This window comes from Pseudomonas sp. ABa2, from assembly GCF_056676075.1.
The window spans coordinates 4,607,512-4,627,584 of sequence record NZ_CM155239.1 but is presented as its reverse complement, the minus strand read 5'-3'; the positions used below and the strand labels follow the sequence as shown (position 1 = coordinate 4,627,584).

The following is a 20,073-nucleotide window of genomic DNA, read 5'->3' as shown; positions in this document are numbered from 1 at the left end:
GCTGACCAGGCGAGGCATCCGTTCTCGGTACGGGGCCGCCGCTGCCCGGGGCAGTGGCGGTACGGACGGAGGCTCGGGCTCAGGCCTACTTCACTATAGCGTTCGGCAAGGGTGCATCATGCAATCGATACTGACAAGAAAACTGATGGCCCTGGCCCTGTTGGGCGCGCTGTTCGCTGCCGCGCCGGCGACTGCCGCCGACGCCGAAGCGGCCGCCGGGTTGCAGGGCGACGAGCAGACCGCCTACCTGGACGGGCTCAAGCGCCTGTACCTGACCGCCGACGAGCGCCAGGCGCTGCTCGCCCACAGCAACGCGCTGCTCGACACCTATGCGCTGCGCGCCGCTTACCAGGTCGGCCAGGCGCAGCGTCAGGATCTGCTCTACCGCATCGGCATCGGCGCGCCCGGCGAGCTGATCCTGCGCGAGGAAAGTCGCGGCGCCCAGGGCACCGATATCGCCGTGCGCAACCAGCGCGTGTCGGTGTTCGGCGTCGATCCCTTCATTCGCTACGAATGCCCGGCCGGCGGCATCCGCTGCGTGCTGATCAACCCCGGCGACGGCAGCCCGCTGCTGAGCATCCTGCGCGATCACCAGGGCGCGGCCGAGCTGGCCAAGGCGCTGAGCTTTCTGATTCGCAACGTGCAGAAGGGCTGAACGGCGGCGTTGCCGGGCGCGCGCAGGCCGCGTCGCGCGCAGCGGGAAGCCGCCTGTGTTGCGGCTCTTGTGGCTGGAACATAGTCAAAAAAAACCCCGCCTGAACGGGCGGGGTTGAGGATACGAGCGTGGCGTGCTCGAAAGGTGGTGCGCGGCCTTACAGCAGCATGGTGCGGATATCCGCCAGCAGCTGCGACAGGCGCTGGGTGAAGCGAGCGGCGGCGGCGCCGTTGATCACCCGGTGGTCGTAGGACAGCGACAGCGGCAGCATCAGGCGCGGCTGGAAGGCCTTGCCGTCCCACACCGGCTGCATGCTCGCCTTGCTCACGCCGAGGATCGCCACCTCGGGTGCGTTGACGATCGGGGTGAAGCCGGTGCCGCCGATATGGCCGAGGCTGGAGATGGTGAAGCAGGCGCCCTGCATGTCGTCGGCCGACAGCTTCTTGTTGCGCGCCTTCTCCGCCAGCGCGGCGGCTTCGCCAGCCAGCTGCAGCAGGCTCTTCTGGTCGACGTTCTTGATCACCGGTACCAGCAGGCCGTCCGGGGTATCGACGGCGAAGCCGATATGCACGTACTTCTTGCGGATGATCGCCTTGCCGCTGGGGGCCAGCGAACTGTTGAAGTCCGGCAGCTCCTTGAGCAGGTGGGCGCAGGCCTTGAGCAGCAGCGGCAGTACGGTCAGCTTGACCCCGGCCTTCTCGGCCACCGCCTTCTGCGCGACGCGGAAGGCTTCCAGCTCGGTGATGTCGGCCGATTCGAACTGGGTCACGTGCGGCACGTTGAGCCAGCTGCGGTGCAGGTTGGCGGCGCCGACCTGCATCAGACGGGTCATCGCCACTTCTTCGATTTCGCCGAACTTGCTGAAGTCCACCGCCGGGATCGGCGGAATGCCGGCGCCGCCGGTGGCGGCACCCGCCTCGGGAGCGGCCTTGGCCTTGTTCATCATGGCCTTGACGTAGGCCTGCACGTCTTCCTTGAGGATGCGGCCCTTGGGCCCGGTGCCGGCGATGTCGGCCAGATCGACGCCGAAGTCGCGCGCGGTCATGCGCACGGCGGGGCCGGCGTGCACCTTGGCAGCGTCGCGCTTGGGCGCGGCGGCGGCTTCGGCGGCGGCGGCCGACAGCGCGGCGATGGCGCGCACTTCGGCGGCCACCTCGGGCGCGGCGCCTTCCGGCACGCGGTGCACTTCCTGGCTGGCCGGTGCGGCGGCGGGCGCCGCGACCGGAGCGGCCGGCGCGCTACCGGCCACCTTGAGCCTGATGATCAGGTCGCCGGTGCCGACTTCGGCGTCCAGCTTGACCAGCACTTCTTCCACCACGCCGGCGGCCGGCGAGGGGATTTCCATGCTGGCCTTGTCGGACTCCAGGGTGATCAGCGACTGGTCGGCCTCGATGCTGTCGCCGGCCTTGACCATGACCTCGATGACCTTGACCTTGCCGTCGGTGCCGATGTCCGGCACGTGCACGTCCTGCACGCTGCTGGCGGCAGCGGCGGCCGGCGCCGCAGCAGCGGCCGGAGCAGGGGCGGCGGCAGCCTTGGGGGCCTCGGCAGGGGCGGCTTCGGCCTGGGCCGCAGGCGCTGCCTCGGCGGCACCTTCGACTTCCAGTACCAGCAGCTCGTCGCCCTCTTTCAGGCGGTCGCCGAGCTTGACCTTCAGCTCCTTGACCACGCCGGCCTTGGGCGCCGGGATTTCCATGCTGGCCTTGTCCGACTCGAGGGTCAGCAGGCTCTGGTCGGCTTCGATACGGTCGCCGACCTTGACGAACAACTCGATAATTTCACCCTCACCGCTGCCGATGTCGGGTACGCGAATCAATTCACTCATCGCTACGCTCCTTAGCAGTCCAGGGGGTTGGCTTTATCGGGATCGATGCCGAACTTGGCGATGGCGTCGGCCAGCACCTTGGCTTCGATCTCGCCGCGGTCCACCAGGGCTTCCAGGGCGGCCAGGACGACCCAGTGGCGGTCTACCTCGAAGAAGTGACGCAGCTTCTTGCGGCTGTCGCTGCGGCCGAAGCCGTCGGTGCCCAGCACCTTGTACTCCTTGCTCGGCACCCACTGGCGCACCTGCTCGGCGAACAGCTTCATATAGTCGGTGCTGGCCACCACCGGGCCCTTGCGCCCGGACAGGCACTGCTCGATGTAGGTCTGCTTGGGCTTCTGCCCCGGGTGCAGACGGTTGATGCGCTCCACGGCCAGGCCGTCGCGGCGCAGCTCGTTGAAGCTGGTGACGCTCCACACGTCGGCGCCGATGTTGAACTCCTCGCGCAGGATCTTCGCCGCCTCGCGCACTTCGCGCAGGATGGTGCCGCTGCCCAGCAGCTGCACGTGATGGGCGGCTTCCTTCTTGTCTTCCTCGAGCAGGTACATGCCCTTGATGATGCCGTCCTCGACGCCCTCCGGCATGGCCGGCTGTTGGTAGGACTCGTTCATCACGGTGATGTAGTAGAAGACGTCCTGCTGCTCCTCGATCATCTGCCGGGTGCCTTCGCGGATGATCACCGCCAGCTCGTAGCCGTAGGTCGGGTCGTAGGTGCGGCAGTTGGGGATGGTCGCGGCCATCAGGTGGCTGTGGCCGTCCTCGTGCTGCAGGCCCTCGCCGTTGAGCGTGGTACGCCCGGCGGTGCCGCCGATGAGGAAGCCGCGGGTACGGCTGTCGCCGGCCGCCCAGGCCAGGTCGCCGATGCGCTGGAAGCCGAACATCGAGTAGAAGATGTAGAACGGCAGCATCGGCTGGTTGTGGTTGGAGTAGGAGGTACCGGCGGCGATGAACGAACTCATGGCGCCGGCCTCGTTGATGCCTTCCTCGAGGATCTGGCCCTTCTTGTCCTCGCGGTAGAACATCACCTGGTCTTTATCCACCGGCTCGTACAGCTGGCCGACCGAGGAGTAGATGCCGAGCTGGCGGAACATGCCTTCCATGCCGAAGGTACGCGCCTCGTCCGGGATGATCGGCACGATGCGCTGACCCAGCTCCTTGTCCTTGACCAGCTGCGCGAGGATGCGCACGAAGGCCATGGTGGTGGAGATTTCGCGGTCGCCGGAGCCGTCGAGGATGGCCTTGAGGGTATCCAGCGGCGGGGTCGGGATGCTGAAGCTGTTGGGCCGGCGCTGCGGCACGTAGCCACCGAGGGCGGCGCGGCGCTCGTGCAGGTACTTGTACTCGGGGCTGCCCGGCTCCGGCTTGACGAAGGGCAGGTTCTCCAGCTCCTCGTCCTTGACCGGGATGTCGAAGCGGTCGCGGAACTGGCGCAGGCTGTCGACGTCGACCTTCTTGGTGTTGTGCGCGGTGTTCTTCGCTTCACCGGCGCCGGTACCGTAGCCCTTGATGGTCTTGGCCAGGATCACGGTGGGCTGGCCGCTGTGGTTGACCGCCTGGTGGTAGGCCGCATAGACCTTGTACGGGTCGTGGCCGCCACGGTTGAGCTTCCAGATCTCGTCGTCGGACAGGTCTTTGACCATCTCCTTGAGTTCCGGGGTATTGAAGAAGTTCTCGCGCACGTAGGCGCCGTCTTTGGCCTTGTAGTTCTGGTACTCGCCGTCGACCACCTCGTCCATGCGACGCTGCAGGGCGCCGTCCTTGTCCTTGGCGAACAGCGGATCCCAGAAGCGGCCCCAGACCACCTTGTTGACGTTCCAGCCGCCACCGCGGAACACGCCTTCGAGTTCCTGGATGATCTTGCCGTTGCCGCGTACCGGGCCGTCGAGGCGCTGCAGGTTGCAGTTGATGACGAAGATCAGGTTGTCCAGCTTCTCGCGGCCGGCCAGGGAGATGGCGCCGAGGGATTCCGGCTCGTCGCACTCGCCGTCACCCATGAAGCACCAGACCTTCTGCTTGCCGGCGGGGATGAAGCCGCGCGCTTCCAGGTACTTCATGAAACGCGCCTGGTAGATCGCCTGGATCGGGCCTAAGCCCATCGACACGGTGGGGAACTGCCAGAAGTCCGGCATCAGCCAGGGGTGCGGGTAGGAGGACAGGCCCTTGCCGTCCACCTCGCGGCGGAAGTTCTGCATCTGCTCTTCGCTGATGCGCCCTTCCATGAAGGCGCGGGCGTAGACGCCGGGCGAAGCGTGGCCCTGATAGAACACCAGGTCGCCGCCGTGTTCGTCGGTCGGGGCCTGGAAGAAGTAGTTGAAGCCGATGTCGTACAGGGTCGCCGAGGAGGCGAAGCTGGAAATGTGGCCGCCCAGATCCGGATCGTCCAGGTTGGTGCGCATCACCATGGCCAGCGCGTTCCAGCGCACCAGCGAGCGGATACGGCGCTCCATGAACAGGTCGCCCGGCATACGCGCTTCGTGGGTGACCGGGATGGTGTTGCGGTAGGGCGTGGTGATCGCGTAGGGCAGTTGCGCACCGCTGCGGGTGGCCAGCTCGCCCATACGGGTCATCAGGTAATGGGCACGGTCTTCACCCTCACGGTCGAGGACGGATTCAAGGGCGTCCAGCCATTCCTGGGTTTCGATCGGATCGAGGTCTTGCATGGCTTGCTCCAGGGCGGAAAGGCTTCCAGAATCGGAGGCCAGTTGGGTCTCGCCGGCTTTTTGGGCGGGCGAGTTGAATTCTTGGATTTACCGGGGGTAGGACCGGCCGCTTGTAGTTTTACTACATTTCGACGGCGGATTCAGCCCTCTGGATACAATTCTTTAGTAGTAAAACTACAATCCGCGCCACCGCCGGCCGTGCGCGCCCCGCAGGAGCGGGGTTCCGGGCGAACCCGCCAGGCGTCCGGCAGTCCGCCAAAAGGATAGACCATGAGCCTGCCGTTGCCGGTCGAGTTGCCCCCCTCCCTGATCCCCCTGGCCGAGCGCGCCGAGCAGTCGCTGCAGGCGGCGCTGGCCGAGCATGAGGGCTTGCCCGCGCAGTGGGCCGCCTGGCCGGCGCCGCGTCGCGAGGCCTGGCGACGAGTGGCGGCGCTCAGCGATTTCGTCGCCGAGCAGGCGCTGCGCGATCCGGCGATGTTCCTCGCCCTGGGCGCGTCCGGCGAACTGGAACGCAGCCTGGCGCCGGGCGAGCTGCGCGAGCAGCTGGCGGCGCAACTGGCCGACTGCGCCGACGAGGAGGTGCTGGGGCGTTGCCTGCGGCGTTTCCGCAACCGCCAGCAGCTGCGCATCATCTGGCGCGACATCAGCCGCCAGGCGCCGCTGAGCGAAACCTGCCGCGACCTCTCCGACCTGGCCGACGCCAGCATCGACCTGGCCTACCACTGGCTCTACCCGCGCCACTGCGCGCAGTTCGGCACGCCCATCGGCCGGCGCAGCGGCCAGGCGCAGCACATGGTGATCCTCGGCATGGGCAAGCTCGGCGCCTTCGAGCTCAACCTGTCCTCGGACATCGACCTGATCTTCGGTTACCCGGAAGGCGGCGAGACCGAGGGGGTCAAGCGGCCGCTGGACAACCAGGAGTTCTTTATCCGTCTCGGGCAAAAACTCATCAAGGCGCTGGATGCCATCACCGTCGACGGCTTCGTCTTTCGCACCGACATGCGCCTGCGCCCCTACGGCTCGAGCGGTGCGCTGGTGTTCAGCTTCAACGCGCTGGAACAGTACTACCAGGACCAGGGCCGCGACTGGGAGCGCTACGCCATGATCAAGGCGCGCGTGGTCGGTGGCGACCAGGCCGCCGGCGCCGAGCTGCTGGAAATGCTGCGGCCCTTCGTCTACCGGCGCTACCTGGATTTCTCCGCCATCGAGGCGCTGCGCGCTATGAAGCTGCTGATCCAGCAGGAGGTGCGGCGCAAGGGCATGAGCGAGAACATCAAGCTCGGTGCCGGCGGCATCCGCGAGATCGAGTTCATCGCCCAGGCCTTCCAGCTGATTCACGGCGGGCGCGACCTCAGCCTGCAGCAGCGGCCGCTGCTCAAGGTGCTGGCGACCCTGGAGGGCCAGGGCTACCTGCCGCCGGCGGTGGTGGCGGAGATGCGCGAGGGTTACGAGTTCCTGCGCTACACCGAACATGCCCTGCAGGGCATCGGCGACCGGCAGACGCAGATGCTGCCGGCCGACGCGCGCGACCAGGCGCGGGTGGCGACCATCATGGGCTTCGCCGACTGGGCGAGTTTCCATGAGCGCCTGATGCACTGGCGCGGACGCATCGAATGGCACTTCCAGCAGGTGATCGCCGACCCCGACGAGGACGAGGCGCAGGGCGGCGAGGCCTGCGTCGGCGCCGAATGGCTGCCGCTGTGGGAGGAGGCGCTGGACGAGGAGGGTGCCTGCCGCCAGCTGCAGGAGGCGGGTTTTGCCGAGCCGGCCACCGCGCTCAAGCGCCTCGGCGACCTGCGCAACGGCCCGCAGGTGCGCGCCATGCAGCGCCTCGGTCGCGAGCGCCTGGATGCCTTCGTGCCGCGCCTGCTGGCGCAGACCGTGGAGCACGAGGCGCCGGACCTGGTGCTGGAGCGGGTGCTGCCGCTGGTGGAAAAGGTCGCGCGACGCTCGGCCTACCTGGTGCTGCTCTCCGAGAACCCCGGCGCGCTGCAGCGGCTGATCGCCCTGTGCGCCGCCAGCCCGTGGATCGCCGAGCAGATCGCGCGTTTCCCGCTGCTGCTCGACGAGCTGCTCAACGAAGGCCGGCTGTATCACCCGCCGCTGGCGCCGGAGCTGGCCGCCGAGCTGCGCGAGCGGCTGATCCGCATTCCCGAGGACGACCTGGAGCAGCAGATGGAGGCGCTGCGTCACTTCAAGCTGGCCCACAGCCTGCGCGTGGCGGCCTCGGAGATCGCCGGCACGCTGCCGCTGATGAAGGTCTCGGACTACCTGACCTGGCTGGCCGAGGCCATTCTCGACCAGGTGCTGGCGCTGGCCTGGCAGCACACGGTGCAGCGTCATGGCCGGCCGTTTCGTACCGATGGTACGCCCTGCGACCCCGATTTCATCATCGTCGGCTACGGCAAGGTCGGCGGCCTGGAGTTTGGCCACGGCTCGGATCTCGACTTGGTGTTTATCCACGATGGCGATCCGCAGGCCGAGACCGATGGCGCCAAGCCCATCGATGGCGCGCAGTTCTTCACCCGCCTGGGCCAGCGCATCATCCACCTGCTGACCACCCAGACCACCTCCGGCGCGCTCTACGAGGTGGACATGCGCCTGCGGCCTTCGGGGGCGGCGGGGCTCTTGGTCAGTTCGCTCGGCGCATTCCAGCGCTACCAGGAGAGCGAGGCCTGGACTTGGGAGCACCAGGCGCTGGTGCGCGCGCGGGTGCTGGTGGGCTGCCCGCGCCTGGCCGGCGAGTTCGCCCGGGTGCGTGGCGAGGTGCTCGGCCGCCGGCGCGATATCGCCGCGCTACGCAGCGAGGTCAGCGAGATGCGGGCGAAGATGCGCGACAACCTCGGCACCCGCGCCACCGCCGCCGGCACCGCGGAGAATGCCTTCGAGGCCACGGCCTCCTTCGATCTGAAGCAGGATGCCGGTGGTATCGTCGATATCGAATTTATGGTGCAATACGCGGCCCTGGCCTGGTCGTGGCAACACCCGCAGCTGCTCGAGTTCACCGACAATATCCGCATTCTGGAAGGGCTGGAGCGGGTCGGTCTGATGTCCCCCGAGGATGCCGGTCTGCTGCGCGAGGTCTACAAGGTTTACCGCTCGGCCGCCCACCGCCAGGCGCTGCAGAAGCAGCCCGGGGTGGTGCCGGGCGATCAGTTCCAGGCCGAACGCCGCGCCGTGATGCGCCTGTGGCGGCAGCTGGAACTGAGCTGAATAACGGGGGCGATGGCCCCGAGCATGATTGAACCGCGAAGCGAATTGAGGAGCAGGCAAGATGTCGATGTCCGACCGTGATGGCGTGATCTGGTACGACGGCGAGCTGGTGCCGTGGCGCGAAGCCAACACCCATGTGCTGACCCACACCCTGCACTACGGCATGGGCGTGTTCGAGGGCGTGCGCGCCTACAACACCCCGGACGGCACCGCGATCTTCCGCCTGCAAGCGCACACCGATCGCCTGTTCGACTCGGCGCACATCTTCAACATGCAGATCCCCTTCTCCAAGGAGGAGATCAACCAGGCGCAGCGCGCCGCGGTGCGCGAGAACGGCCTGGAAAGCGCCTACCTGCGCCCGATGGTGTTCTTCGGCAGCGAAGGCATGGGCCTGCGCGCCTCCGGCCTCAAGGTGCACGTGATAGTCGCCGCCTGGCACTGGGGCGCCTACATGGGCGAAGAGGCGCTGCTCAACGGCATCAAGGTGCGCACCAGCTCCTACACCCGCCACCACGTCAACATCTCCATGACCCGCGCCAAGGCCAACGGCAACTACATCAACTCGATGCTGGCCCTGCAGGAGGCCATCTCCGGCGGCGCCGACGAGGCCATGCTACTGGATCCGGAAGGCTACGTGGCCGAGGGTTCGGGCGAGAACATCTTCCTGGTCAAGGACGGCGTGGTGTACACCCCGGAAGTCACGTCCTGCCTCAACGGCATCACCCGCAGCACCATCCTGACCCTAGCCGGCGAGCTGGGCATCAAGGTGGTGGAGAAGCGCATCACCCGCGACGAGGTGTACATCGCCGACGAGGCCTTCTTCACCGGCACCGCCGCCGAAGTCACGCCGATCCGCGAAGTCGACGGCCGGCAGATCGGCATCGGCCGCCGCGGCCCGGTCACCGAGAAGCTGCAGAAGGCCTACTTCGATCTGGTCACCGGCAAGACCAGTGCTCACGCCGAGTGGCGCACTCTGGTGAAGTGACCCGTAGGTTGGGCTGAGCGCGCAGCGAAGCCCAACATGGCGCCGACCCAGGCCATGCCCGTTGGGCTTCGTCGCTTCGCTCCTCAACCCAACCTACCGATATTGCCCGTATGAAAATTCTGATTGTCGGCCCCAGCTGGGTCGGTGACATGGTAATGGCGCAGACCCTGTTCCAGTGTCTGAAACGGCGCCATCCCGACTGCGAGATCGACGTGCTGGCGCCCGACTGGAGCCGGCCGATTCTCGAGCGCATGCCCGAGGTGCGCGCCGCCTTGAGCCTGCCGCTCGGCCATGGCGTGCTCGACCTGGCCACCCGCCGGCGCATCGGCAAGTCGCTGGCCGGCCAGTACGACCAGGCGATCCTGCTGCCCAATTCGCTGAAATCCGCGCTGGTGCCCTGGTTCGCCGGCATCCCCCAGCGCACCGGCTGGAAGGGCGAGCTGCGCTACGGCCTGCTCAACGATATCCGCACGCTGGACAAAGACCGCTATCCGCTGATGATCGAGCGCTTTATGGCGCTGGCCTATGAAGATGGCGCCGAGATTCCTCAGCCCTATCCGCAGCCGCGTCTGCAAATCGATGAGGCCAGTCGTCAGGCGGCGCTGGCCAAGTTTGAGCTGCAGTTGGATCGCCCGGTGCTGGCGCTGTGCCCCGGCGCCGAGTTCGGCGAGGCCAAGCGCTGGCCGGCCGAGCACTACGCCAAGGTGGCCGAGATCAAGATCCGCGCCGGCTGGCAGGTGTGGCTGTTCGGCTCGAAGAACGACCACGCCGGCGGCGAGGACATCCGCATGCGCCTGATTCCCGGGCTGCGCGAGGAGGTGGTCAACCTCTCCGGGCAGACCAGCCTGGCCGAGGCCATCGACCTGATGTCGGCGGCCGGCGCGGTGGTGTCCAACGATTCCGGGCTGATGCACGTGGCGGCGGCGCTCAACCGGCCGCTGGTGGGGGTCTACGGCTCCACCTCGCCGGGCTTCACCCCGCCCCTGGCCGACCAGGTCGAGATCGTCCGCCTGGGCCTGGAGTGCAGCCCCTGCTTCGACCGCACCTGCCGCTTCGGCCACTACAACTGCCTGCGCGAACTCAAGCCGCGGCCGGTGATCGAGGCCCTCGATCGCCTGGTGGGCGACCCGGTCGAGGTCGAGTAGTGCGGGTACTGATCGTCAAGACCTCGTCGCTGGGCGACGTGGTGCATACCCTGCCGGCGCTGACCGATGCGGCGCGGGCGATTCCCGGCATCCGCTTCGACTGGGTGGTGGAGGAGGGCTTCGCCGAGATCCCCGCCTGGCACCCGGCCGTGGCCCAGGTGATCCCGGTGGCCATCCGCCGCTGGCGCCAGCATCCGCTGCGCACCTGGCGCAGCGGTGAGTGGAAACGCTTCAAGCAGCGCCTGGGCGAGACCCGCTACGACCTGGTGATCGACGCCCAGGGCCTGCTGAAAAGCGCCTGGCTGACCCGTTACGTCAAGGCGCCGGTGGCCGGGCTGGATCGCGATTCGGCGCGCGAGCCGCTGGCCAGCCGTTTCTACGACCGCCGTTACGCGGTGGCCAAGGATCAGCACGCGCTGGAGCGGGTGCGCCAGCTGTTCGCCCAGGCGCTGGATTACCCGCTGCCGACCGGCACCGGCGACTACGGGCTGAACCGCGCGGCGATGGCGGACGGCGCCGCGCAGCCCTATCTGCTGTTTCTGCACGGCACCACCTGGGCCAGCAAGCACTGGCCGGAGGCCAACTGGCGCGCCCTGGCCGAGCGCATGGACGCCCTCGGCTGGGCGGTGCGCCTGCCCTGGGGCAACGAGACGGAGAAGGCGCGCGCCGAGCGCATCGCCGCCGGCCTGACCCATGCCGCCGTGCTGCCGAAGTTGAACCTGGCCGGGGTGGCCAAGGTGATCGCCGGCGCCAGCGCCTGCGTGGCGGTGGACACCGGCCTCGGCCACCTGGCCGCGGCGCTGGATGTGCCGAGCATCTCGCTGTACGGCCCGACGCTGCCGGGCAAGGTCGGCGCCTACGGCCGCAGCCAGGTTCACCTGTGCGCCAGCGGCCCTGGCGCCGGCAGCGGCGATCGCCATACACCCTGTTTCGACGGCCTGGACGCCGAGCGCGTGGGCACCGAACTGGAGGCGCTGTTGCTGGCGCCGGAGACCCTCTGATGCCGTCATGCAATCGCAGGTTGCCGAGCGCGGCGACGCCCGAATCGGCCTATCGTTGGACTTCGCACGCTCGGCGCCAACCTACCCTCAGGGAACATCACTGATGCAACTGGCCTTCGTCCTCTACAAGTACTTCCCGTTTGGGGGCTTACAGCGCGACTTCATGCGCATCGCCCTGGAGTGCCAGTCCCGTGGCCACGCCATCCGCGTCTACACGCCGATCTGGGAAGGCGACAACCCGGGCGGCTTCGACGTGCGCGTGGCGCCGGTCAGGGCGCTGTTCAATCACCGCCGCAACGAGAAGTTCAGCGCCTGGCTGCAGGCCGATCTGAAACGCGACCCGGTCGACCGGGTGATCGGCTTCAACAAGATGCCGGGCCTGGACGTCTACTACGCCGCCGACGGCTGCTTCGAGGACAAGGCGCAGACCCTGCGCAATCCGCTCTACCGGCGCTGGGGGCGCTACAGGCACTTCGCCGACTACGAGCGTGCGGTGTTCGCGCCGGAGTCCAGGACCGAGATCCTGATGATCTCCGAGGTGCAGCAGCCGCTGTTCGTCAAGCACTACAAGACCCCGCTGCAGCGCTTCCACCTGCTGCCGCCGGGCATTGCCCAGGATCGTCGTGCGCCGGCCAATGCCGCCGAGATCCGCGCCGAGTTCCGCCGCGAGTTCGAGCTGGCCGACGACGAGCTGCTGCTGGTGCAGATCGGCTCCGGCTTCAAGACCAAGGGCCTGGATCGCAGCCTCAAGGCGCTGGCCTCGCTGCCGCGCGAGCTGAGGCAGCGCACCCGTCTGATCGCCATTGGCCAGGACGACCCCAAGCCCTTCCTGCTGCAGATCAAGGCGCTGGGCCTGTCCGATCGGGTGCAGATCCTCAAGGGCCGCAGCGATATCCCGCGCTTTCTGCTCGGCGCCGACCTGCTGATCCACCCGGCGTACAACGAGAACACCGGCACCGTGCTGCTGGAGGCGCTGGTGTCCGGCCTGCCGGTGCTGGTCAGCGACGTCTGCGGCTACGCCCACTACATCGCCGACGCCGACTGCGGCCGCGTGCTACCCAGCCCGTTCCGCCAGGAGCAGCTCAACCAGACCCTTGCCGACATGCTCGCCGACCCCGAGCGCCGCGCGTTCTGGGGGCGCAACGGCCTGGCCTACGCCGACAGCGCCGACCTGTACTCCATGCCGCAGAAGGCCGCCGACGTGATCCTGGCGGAGCGCCGCGCGTGAAGCTGATCCTCGCCGAGCCGTTCAAGCGCCTGTGGGCCGGGCAGGACGCCTTCGCCGCGGTCGAGGCGCTGCAGGGGCAGGTCTACCGCGAGCTGGAAGGGCGCCGCACGCTGCGCACCGAGGTCGAGGGACGCGGCTATTTCGTCAAGATCCACCGCGGCGTCGGCTGGGGCGAGATCGCCAAGAACCTGCTCAGCGCCAAGGCCCCGGTGCTCGGCGCCGGCCAGGAGTGGCGGGCGATCCAGCGTCTGACCGAGGCCGGCGTGGCGACCATGACCGCGGTGGCCTACGGCGAGCGCGGCGCCAACCCGGCCAGGCAGCACTCCTTCATCGTCACCGAGGAGCTGGCGCCGACCGTCGACCTGGAGCAGTTCAGCCTGCACTGGCGCGAGCGGCCGCCGGCGCCGCAGCTGAAATGGGCGCTGATCCGCGAGGTGGCGCAGATGACCGGCACCATGCACCGCGCCGGGGTCAATCACCGCGACTGCTATATCTGCCACTTCCTGCTGCATACCGACCGGCCGCCGACGGCCGACGCCCTGCGCCTGTCGCTGATCGACCTGCACCGTGCCCAGGTGCGCGCCGCCACGCCACGGCGCTGGCGCGACAAGGACCTGGCCGGGCTGTATTTCTCGGCCCTGGACATCGGCCTGACCCGCCGCGACAAGCTGCGTTTCCTGCGCGACTACTTCCAGCGGCCGCTGCGTCAGGTGCTGCAGGAGGAGGCGCGCCTGCTCGCCTGGCTGGAGGGCAAGGCGCAGCGCCTGCGCGGCCGCTATGAGCGCAAGTACGCATCGGGGGCCGGGCAATGAGCGAATGGCGCCTGGCGGACGACCTGCCCGCCGCCCTGGCCGTGGAGTTCGCCAGCCTGCAGGCGGTGTTCGCCCTCGAAGGCGAGCGCCTGACCAGGGATCCGCTGTCCGAGGTGATCCGCCTCGAGCGCGGCGGCGTGCGCTACTACGTCAAGCGCTACTGGGGTGCCGGCAAGGGCCTGCGCCGCTTCGTCGGCCGGCCGCGGGTCAAGGCCGAGTGGCAGAACCTCAAGCACTTCGCCAAGTGGGGCATCCCCACCGCGCCCATCGTCGCCCATGGCCTGGAACGCAAGGCCGGCGCCTTCGTCCGCGGCGCGTTGATCACCCGCGAGCTGGAAGGCACCCTGGACCTGGCGGCGCTGGCCCATGCCCAGGATGCGCGCTTGCGCGACCCGGCCTGGGTCGACGGCATCAGTCGGCAACTGGCCCGCGCCACCCGCCTGATGCATGATCACCACTTCACCCACAACGACCTGAAGTGGCGCAACCTGCTGGTCAACCAGGCCGGCGAGCTGTTCTTCATCGACTGCCCCACCGGCAGTTTCTGGTGGGGGCCGCTGCTGCGCTATCGCATCGTCAAGGACCTGGCCTGCCTGGACAAGGTGGCCAAGTACCAGCTGTCGCGCACCCAGCGACTGCGTTTCTACCTGCAGTATCGTGGCCGCACGCGGCTGACGCCCGGCGACAAGCGGCGTCTGCGGCAGATACTGGCGTTTTTCGAGGGCAGGGAATGAAGGACTTTATCGCCGCGCAGGAACGCGCCTTGTTGGAGCAGCACGGCCTGGCCAGTTTCGAGGCATTGTGGGCGCTGAGGCTGGAGGCGGTGGACGAGCCCAACACCGAGCGCGGCGGCTGGAGCAGCGTCTATCGTCTGGAACTGGGCGACTCGGCGTTCTACCTCAAGCGGCAGAGCAACCACCTGAGGCGCAGCCTGCGCCAGCCGTTCGGCGAGCCCACCTTCGCCCGCGAGTTCCGCAATATCCGCCGCTACGGCGAACTGGGCATCCCCGCGCTGCAGGCGGTGTTCTTCGCCCAGCGCCGTGCGCCCGGCGAGCGGCGCGCGGTGCTGCTGACCCGCGCCCTGGACGGCTGGCAGGACCTGGAGCAGTGGCTGGCGCGCTGGCCCGAGCTGGACGCTGCGCGCCGCGCCGGCATCCTGCAGGCCTGCGGCGAGCTGGCCCGCTGCCTGCACCAGGCCGGCCAAGTGCACGGCTGCTTCTACCCCAAACACATCTTCCTGCGCGAGGGCGCGAAGGGCTTCGCCGCGCAGCTGATCGACCTGGAGAAGACCCGCCCGCTGCTGCTCGGCCGGCGCGACCGGATCAAGGACCTCGAGCCGCTGCTGCGCCGTGCCAGCGCCTGGGGCGAGGCGGAGATGCGCAAGCTGCTGGCCGCCTACCTGGGCGGCGAGGCCGGCCTCGAACGCTGGTTCGCCCGCCTGGGCGCCCGTCGCCTGCACAAGGAATCGCGCTGATGCGGCTCGAGCAACTGGCCGGCAGCGGCCGTGCACCGACCCTGCCGCTGAACCTGGCGCTGGCGGGCGACGAGCTGCGTGTCCAGCGTTGGCTGCGGGTGCTGCCGGGGCAGCGTTACGTCGGCCTGGCGCAGTGGCGAGGGCGGGCGGTGCTGGCCAAGTTGCTGGTTGGCGGCAAGGCCGAGCGGCATTTTCGCCGCGAGCTGGACGGCGCCCGGCTGCTGGCCGAGCAGGCCTTGCTCACCCCCGAGCTGCTGGCCGAGGGTTTTGCCCAGGGTCAGGGCGGCTGGCTGCTGTTCGACTACCTCGATGGCGCGCACAGCCTCTGGGATGCCTGGCGCGAGGTGGCCGGCGAGGCGCCGCTGTCCGACGTGCAGCAGGCGGTGCTGGGCGAGGCCCTGACGGCCATCGCGCAGATGCACGGCAAGGGCCTGTGGCAGGCCGATCTGCACCTGGACAACCTGCTGCGGCACGACGGTCGCCTGTATCTGATCGACGGTGGCGGCGTCCGGGTCGAGACCCCGGGGCAGCCGTTGTCGCGAGCCAGGGTGCTGGAGAACCTCGGCGTGTTCTTCGCCCAGCTGCCGGCCGAGCTTGCGCCCTTCACCGAAGAGCTGCTGATCCACTACCTGCTGGCCAACGGCGAGCACGCGCTGCCACTGGAGGCGCTGCTCAAGGAAGTGGAGAAGGTGCGACGCTGGCGCCTGCGCGACTACCTGCGCAAGGTCGGTCGCGACTGCAGCCTGTTCGCCGCGAAGGTCGGTGCCTTCGGCCTGCGCGTGGTGCGCCGCGAGTGCGCCGCCGAGCTGCAGCCCCTGCTCGACGCCCCGGATGCCGTGCTGGCGGACGGCCAGGCGCTCAAGCGCGGCGGCAGCGCCACCGTCGCGCGCATCGAGCTGGGCGGCCGCGCCCTGGTGGTCAAGCGCTACAACCTCAAGGGGCTGGGGCACTGGCTGCGGCGCTTCTGGCGGCCCAGCCGGGCCTGGCACAGCTGGCGCGAAGGCAATCGCCTGGAGCTGCTCGGCATCGCCACGCCGCGCCCGCTGGCGGTGCTGGAGCGACGCTGGTGCTGGCTGCGCGGGCGCGCCTACCTGATTACCGAATATTGCGGCGGGCAGGATATAATCGCGCGTTTTCAGGCGCATCTGCAGGGATCGCCCCCGGAAACCGAGCTGCGGGCGCTCGATCGCCTGTTCGCCGCCTTGCTGCGCGAACGCATCAGCCATGGCGATTTCAAGGGGCACAACCTGCTTTGGATTGAAGAGCGGGATGATGCCTCGGGGCACTGGTCTCTTATCGATCTGGACGCCATGCAGCAGCATCGCAGTGCGCGCGGCTTCGCCCGGGCCTATGCCCGCGACCGCGCCCGTTTTCTGCGCAACTGGCCGGCGGACTCCGCCCTGCACCGGTTGCTCGACCAACGTTTACCGCAGGTGCCCGGCACCTGCCCGAATTAGAGGCTCAAACCTGTGGCACTGACCATTCTCGGCCTGTCCGGCGCCCTCAGTCACGATCCGTCCGCCGCGCTTTACATCGACGGCAAGCTGATCGCGGCGGTGGAAGAGGAGCGCTTCGTGCGCGACAAGCACGCGAAGAACCGCATGCCCTACGAATCGGCCAAGTTCTGCCTGGAGCAGGCCGGCATCAAGCCGTCCGACGTCGACGTGGTGGCCATTCCCTTCGCCCCCATCAGCCTGTTCGGCAAGGCCCGCTGGCACTACGCCAAGCGCTACTGGTACGCCCCGGATCGTGCCCTCGACGCATTGCTGATGGGCAACCGCCGCTACAAGCGCTATCGCAAGAAGATCGTCTGGTGCCTGGAGCAGCTGGGCTTCGATCCGAAGAAGATCAAGATCGAGCCGGTCGAGCACCACCTGGCCCACGCCGCCAGCGCTTACCACTGCTCGGGTTTCAAGGAGAAGACCGCGATCCTCGGCATCGACGGCAAGGGCGAGTACGCCACCACCTTCTTCGGCTACGGCGAGAACGGCAAGATCCACAAGATCAAGGAGTTCTACGACCCGGATTCCCTCGGCGGCCTGTACGGCGCGATCACCGAATTCCTCGGCTTCGAGATGCTCGACGGCGAGTTCAAGGTCATGGGCATGGCGCCCTACGGCGATGCCGGCAAGTACGATTTCTCCCGTCTGGCCAAGTTCGAGAACGGCGAGCTGGTGATCAACACCGACTACGCCAACGTCATCGGCCTGCGTCGCTACAAGGAAAACGGCAAGGGCTACTACTTCTCCAAGAAGCTGATCGAGTGGCTGGGGCCCAAGCGTCAGGGCGACATCGCCGACGATCCCTATATCCACTACGCCGCCAGCATGCAGGCGCTGTTCGAGAAGCTGGCGCTGCAGATGATGGAGCACTACCTCGGCGACATCCTCAAGGAAACCGGCAAGATCGCCTTCGCCGGCGGCTGCGCGCTGAACGTCAAGCTGAACCAGAAGATCATCGCCCGCGACGACGTCAAGGAACTGTTCGTCCAGCCGGCCTCCGGCGATGCCGGCACCGCGGTCGGCGCCGCCGCCTACGTCTCGCACCAGCGCGGCGTGCCGGTGGAGAAGATGGAGCACGTCTACCTCGGCCCGGCCTACTCCAACGAGGACGTGATCGCCGCCTGCGCGCGGCATCCGAGCAAGCCGGTATTCAAGCAGATCGACAACGTGCCTGAGCGCATCGCCAGGATCATGGTCGACGGCAACCCGGTGGCCTGGTTCCAGGGCCGCATGGAGTTCGGTCCGCGCGCCCTTGGCGGCCGTTCCATCATCGGCTGCCCGAGCGTGCCGGGGGTGGCCGACCGCATCAACGAACAGATCAAGTTCCGCGAGCGCTGGCGCCCCTTCTGCCCGTCGATGCTCGACACCGTCGCGCCGCAGATGCTCAAGGTCGACCATCCGAGCCCGTTCATGACCTTCACCTTCGAGGTCAACGAGGGCTGGAAGGAGCGTGTCGGCGAAGTGGTGCACGAGGACGGCACCTCGCGCGCCCAGGTGCTCAGGCGCGAGTACAACCCGCGCTGGTACGACCTGATGCTGCAGCTGGAGCAGCTCACCGGCAACGGCGTGTCGCTGAACACCTCGCTCAACCGCCGCGGCGAGCCGATGATCTGCTCGCCGACCGACGCGCTGAACATGTTCTACGGCTCGGACCTGCAGTACCTGATCATGGAAGACGTCTTGGTGGTCAAGGATGGCAAGGACTGGTATGACAATGTCGGCTGAGCCGCTGCTTAGCGTCGTCATCCCCAGTTACAACTATGCCGGCGTGCTGTCGCGCGCCGTCGACTCGGTGCTGTCCCAGGCCACCCCCGAGGTCGAACTCTGGGTGGTGGACGATGGCTCCAGCGACGACACGCCGGCGCTGTTCGCCAGCCTGAGCCAGCGCCATGGCGCCGCCTTTCAGGGCGTGCGCCAGGACAACGCCGGCCCCTCCGCGGCCCGCAACAAGGGCGTGCAACTGGCACGGGGGCGCCATGTGCTGCTGCTCGACGCCGACGACGAGCTGGCGCCCGGGGTACTGCCCGGCCTCTGCGAACGCCTGCGCGCCCAGCCCGAGGTGGACCTGTGGCTGGCCGGGCATGTGGCGGTGCAGCCCGATGGCCGCGAGCGCGAGCATCCTGCCAGTGCCGTTCCCGCCGATGTCTCGCCGCGCTTGCGGGGCTACCTGCTGGACAAGCGCATCGCCCTCAGTCACGGCGCCTGCCTGTTCCGCCGCGAGTTGCTGCTGCAGCGGCCGTACCCCGAGCACCTGCGGCACAGCGAGGACATCCCGGTGTTCGCCTACTGCCTGAGCCAGCCTCGGGTGGCGGTGCTCGACCTGATGCTGGCGCGCATCCACAAGCATCCCGACAGCCTGCGGCATAACGCCGAGGCGGCACGCCGCGTCGGCCTGGCCCTGGTGGACGAGGTCTTCCGTCAGTTGCCGGCCGACCTGCAAGCGCTCAAGCCCGCCTACCGCGCCCAGCGTTGCCTGTCGCTGTTTCGCACCTGCCTGTTGGCCGGCGACCGCGACCAGGCGCGCGGCTACTACCGCGAGGCGCTGCGCACGGATTGGCGGGTGGCGTTGAAGTGGTCCTACACCCGCAAGGCCATCCGTCTGTGGTTGAGCCGAACCCCATGAAGGTGCTGGCGCTCAGCAGTGCGGGGCGCGAGCCGGATATGTCCTGCGTCCATGAACGGCTCGGGCAACTGGTCGACCTCGACTTGCGCATCCTCGGCAAGGACGAGCAGCGTGACCTGCGCCGCTATCTGCGCGGCCTCGATCTGGGGCGTTATGACCGCGTGCTGCTGGACCTGCACTTCAAGAACATCCGCCGCCAGACCGCCTTCTTGCGGCAGATCCCCGGGCTGTTGATCTACGAGGAAGACGCCTGCCAGAACTACCTGGCCGCTTCCCGTTGGCGCGGGCGCTTCAGTCGCTGCTACCGCGCCCTGCCCAACGCCCGCATCGTGGTGACCGGCGCCAGTGTCGCCGAACGCCTGCGCGGCGAGGGGTTCAACGTGCATTTCCTCGCCAAGGGCTACGACCCGCGCACCATCTACTGCGAGGGGCGCGCGCGGGATATCGAGCTGGGTTTCGTCGGGCGTACCGCCAGCGCCGCTTACGGCGAGCGCAAGGAGCTGCTGGAGCGGCTGGCGGCGCAAGAGCCGCTGCAGCTGCTGCGCACCGCGCCGGGCCAGCCCTATCGCGAGATGCTCAACCGCATCCGCTACTTCGTCAGCGCCGATGTCGGGCTCGGCGAGTACATGGCCAAGAACTTCGAGGCGATGGCCTGCGGCTGCGTGCTCCTGGCCTGGCGCCAGGGTAGCGAGGAGGCGGCCATCGGCCTGCAGGATGGCGTCCACCTGCTGTTGTATTCCGACCTCGACGAGTTGCGCGGGCACCTCGCCGAGCTGCGTGGCGATCCGGTGCGGGCCGAGGCCATCGCCGAGCAGGGACGCCGCTTCGTCGAGGCGCATATGAGCCATGTGCACCTGGCCGAGCACCTGTTCGACGTGTTGCAGCAAGCCTGGCCCGAGGCGGGCAAAGTTTCCGCCTGGCAGGCCTTGCGTGCGCGCTTCAATTTCTTTTGA

The 20,073-nt window shown here is 68.1% G+C and carries 15 protein-coding genes; 13 read left to right on the top strand and 2 right to left on the bottom strand.

What is annotated here, in order from left to right:
• Positions 1 to 118: 118 nt before the first annotated feature.
• On the top strand, positions 119 to 655 hold the full coding sequence (locus tag AC1G9C_RS22410; protein WP_122109207.1) for a hypothetical protein: 537 nt from the start codon (positions 119 to 121) through the stop codon (positions 653 to 655).
• A 157-nt stretch (positions 656 to 812) separates the two neighbouring features.
• Here AC1G9C_RS22410 and aceF read toward each other — a convergent pair whose 3' ends face one another.
• On the bottom strand, positions 813 to 2,480 hold the full coding sequence (aceF, locus tag AC1G9C_RS22405; protein ID WP_480408827.1) for a dihydrolipoyllysine-residue acetyltransferase: 1,668 nt from the start codon (positions 2,478 to 2,480) through the stop codon (positions 813 to 815).
• Between the two features lie 11 nt (positions 2,481 to 2,491).
• A complete protein-coding gene (aceE, locus tag AC1G9C_RS22400) occupies positions 2,492 to 5,137 on the bottom strand; it encodes a pyruvate dehydrogenase (acetyl-transferring), homodimeric type (RefSeq protein WP_122109205.1) in 2,646 nt (881 codons plus the stop codon).
• Between the two features lie 270 nt (positions 5,138 to 5,407).
• Between aceE and glnE the strand changes: the two genes are divergently transcribed.
• The 12 genes from glnE to AC1G9C_RS22340 all read left to right on the top strand — a co-directional run bounded on the left by glnE (position 5,408) and on the right by AC1G9C_RS22340 (position 20,073).
• Positions 5,408 to 8,350: a bifunctional [glutamate--ammonia ligase]-adenylyl-L-tyrosine phosphorylase/[glutamate--ammonia-ligase] adenylyltransferase gene (glnE, locus tag AC1G9C_RS22395; protein WP_480408826.1), complete on the top strand. Its 2,943-nt coding sequence runs from the start codon at positions 5,408 to 5,410 to the stop codon at positions 8,348 to 8,350.
• Positions 8,351 to 8,411: 61 nt separating this feature from the next.
• Positions 8,412 to 9,335: a branched-chain amino acid transaminase gene (locus AC1G9C_RS22390; RefSeq protein ID WP_480408825.1), complete on the top strand. Its 924-nt coding sequence runs from the start codon at positions 8,412 to 8,414 to the stop codon at positions 9,333 to 9,335.
• A 110-nt stretch (positions 9,336 to 9,445) separates the two neighbouring features.
• Positions 9,446 to 10,480, top strand: coding sequence for a lipopolysaccharide heptosyltransferase II (gene waaF / locus AC1G9C_RS22385; RefSeq protein WP_480408824.1), 1,035 nt, complete (start codon positions 9,446 to 9,448; stop codon positions 10,478 to 10,480).
• Positions 10,480 to 11,481: a lipopolysaccharide heptosyltransferase I gene (gene waaC, locus AC1G9C_RS22380; protein WP_480408823.1), complete on the top strand. Its 1,002-nt coding sequence runs from the start codon at positions 10,480 to 10,482 to the stop codon at positions 11,479 to 11,481. Before waaF ends, waaC begins: the two co-directional genes overlap by 1 nt.
• A gap of 103 nt (positions 11,482 to 11,584) precedes the next feature.
• Complete coding sequence (locus AC1G9C_RS22375) at positions 11,585 to 12,709, top strand: glycosyltransferase family 4 protein (RefSeq protein ID WP_122109201.1); 1,125 nt, start codon at positions 11,585 to 11,587, stop codon at positions 12,707 to 12,709.
• Entirely contained in the window at positions 12,706 to 13,521 is an 816-nt protein-coding gene (rfaP, locus tag AC1G9C_RS22370) for a lipopolysaccharide core heptose(I) kinase RfaP (RefSeq protein ID WP_480408822.1), read from the top strand. The genes AC1G9C_RS22375 and rfaP overlap by 4 nt, the downstream gene beginning before the upstream one ends.
• Entirely contained in the window at positions 13,518 to 14,255 is a 738-nt protein-coding gene (locus tag AC1G9C_RS22365; protein ID WP_122109199.1) for a lipopolysaccharide kinase InaA family protein, read from the top strand. The genes rfaP and AC1G9C_RS22365 overlap by 4 nt, the downstream gene beginning before the upstream one ends.
• Complete coding sequence (locus AC1G9C_RS22360; protein WP_480408821.1) at positions 14,252 to 14,995, top strand: lipopolysaccharide kinase InaA family protein; 744 nt, start codon at positions 14,252 to 14,254, stop codon at positions 14,993 to 14,995. Before AC1G9C_RS22365 ends, AC1G9C_RS22360 begins: the two co-directional genes overlap by 4 nt.
• Entirely contained in the window at positions 14,995 to 16,452 is a 1,458-nt protein-coding gene (locus AC1G9C_RS22355; protein WP_480408820.1) for a lipopolysaccharide kinase InaA family protein, read from the top strand. Before AC1G9C_RS22360 ends, AC1G9C_RS22355 begins: the two co-directional genes overlap by 1 nt.
• 12 nt (positions 16,453 to 16,464) lie before the next feature.
• The gene (locus tag AC1G9C_RS22350; RefSeq protein WP_480408819.1) at positions 16,465 to 18,222 is read left to right on the top strand and encodes a carbamoyltransferase family protein; all 1,758 of its coding nucleotides are present in this window, start codon (positions 16,465 to 16,467) and stop codon (positions 18,220 to 18,222) included.
• The gene (locus tag AC1G9C_RS22345) at positions 18,206 to 19,120 is read left to right on the top strand and encodes a glycosyltransferase family 2 protein (RefSeq protein ID WP_480408818.1); all 915 of its coding nucleotides are present in this window, start codon (positions 18,206 to 18,208) and stop codon (positions 19,118 to 19,120) included. Before AC1G9C_RS22350 ends, AC1G9C_RS22345 begins: the two co-directional genes overlap by 17 nt.
• Positions 19,121 to 19,158: 38 nt before the next feature.
• On the top strand, positions 19,159 to 20,073 hold the full coding sequence (locus tag AC1G9C_RS22340; RefSeq protein ID WP_480408817.1) for a glycosyltransferase family protein: 915 nt from the start codon (positions 19,159 to 19,161) through the stop codon (positions 20,071 to 20,073).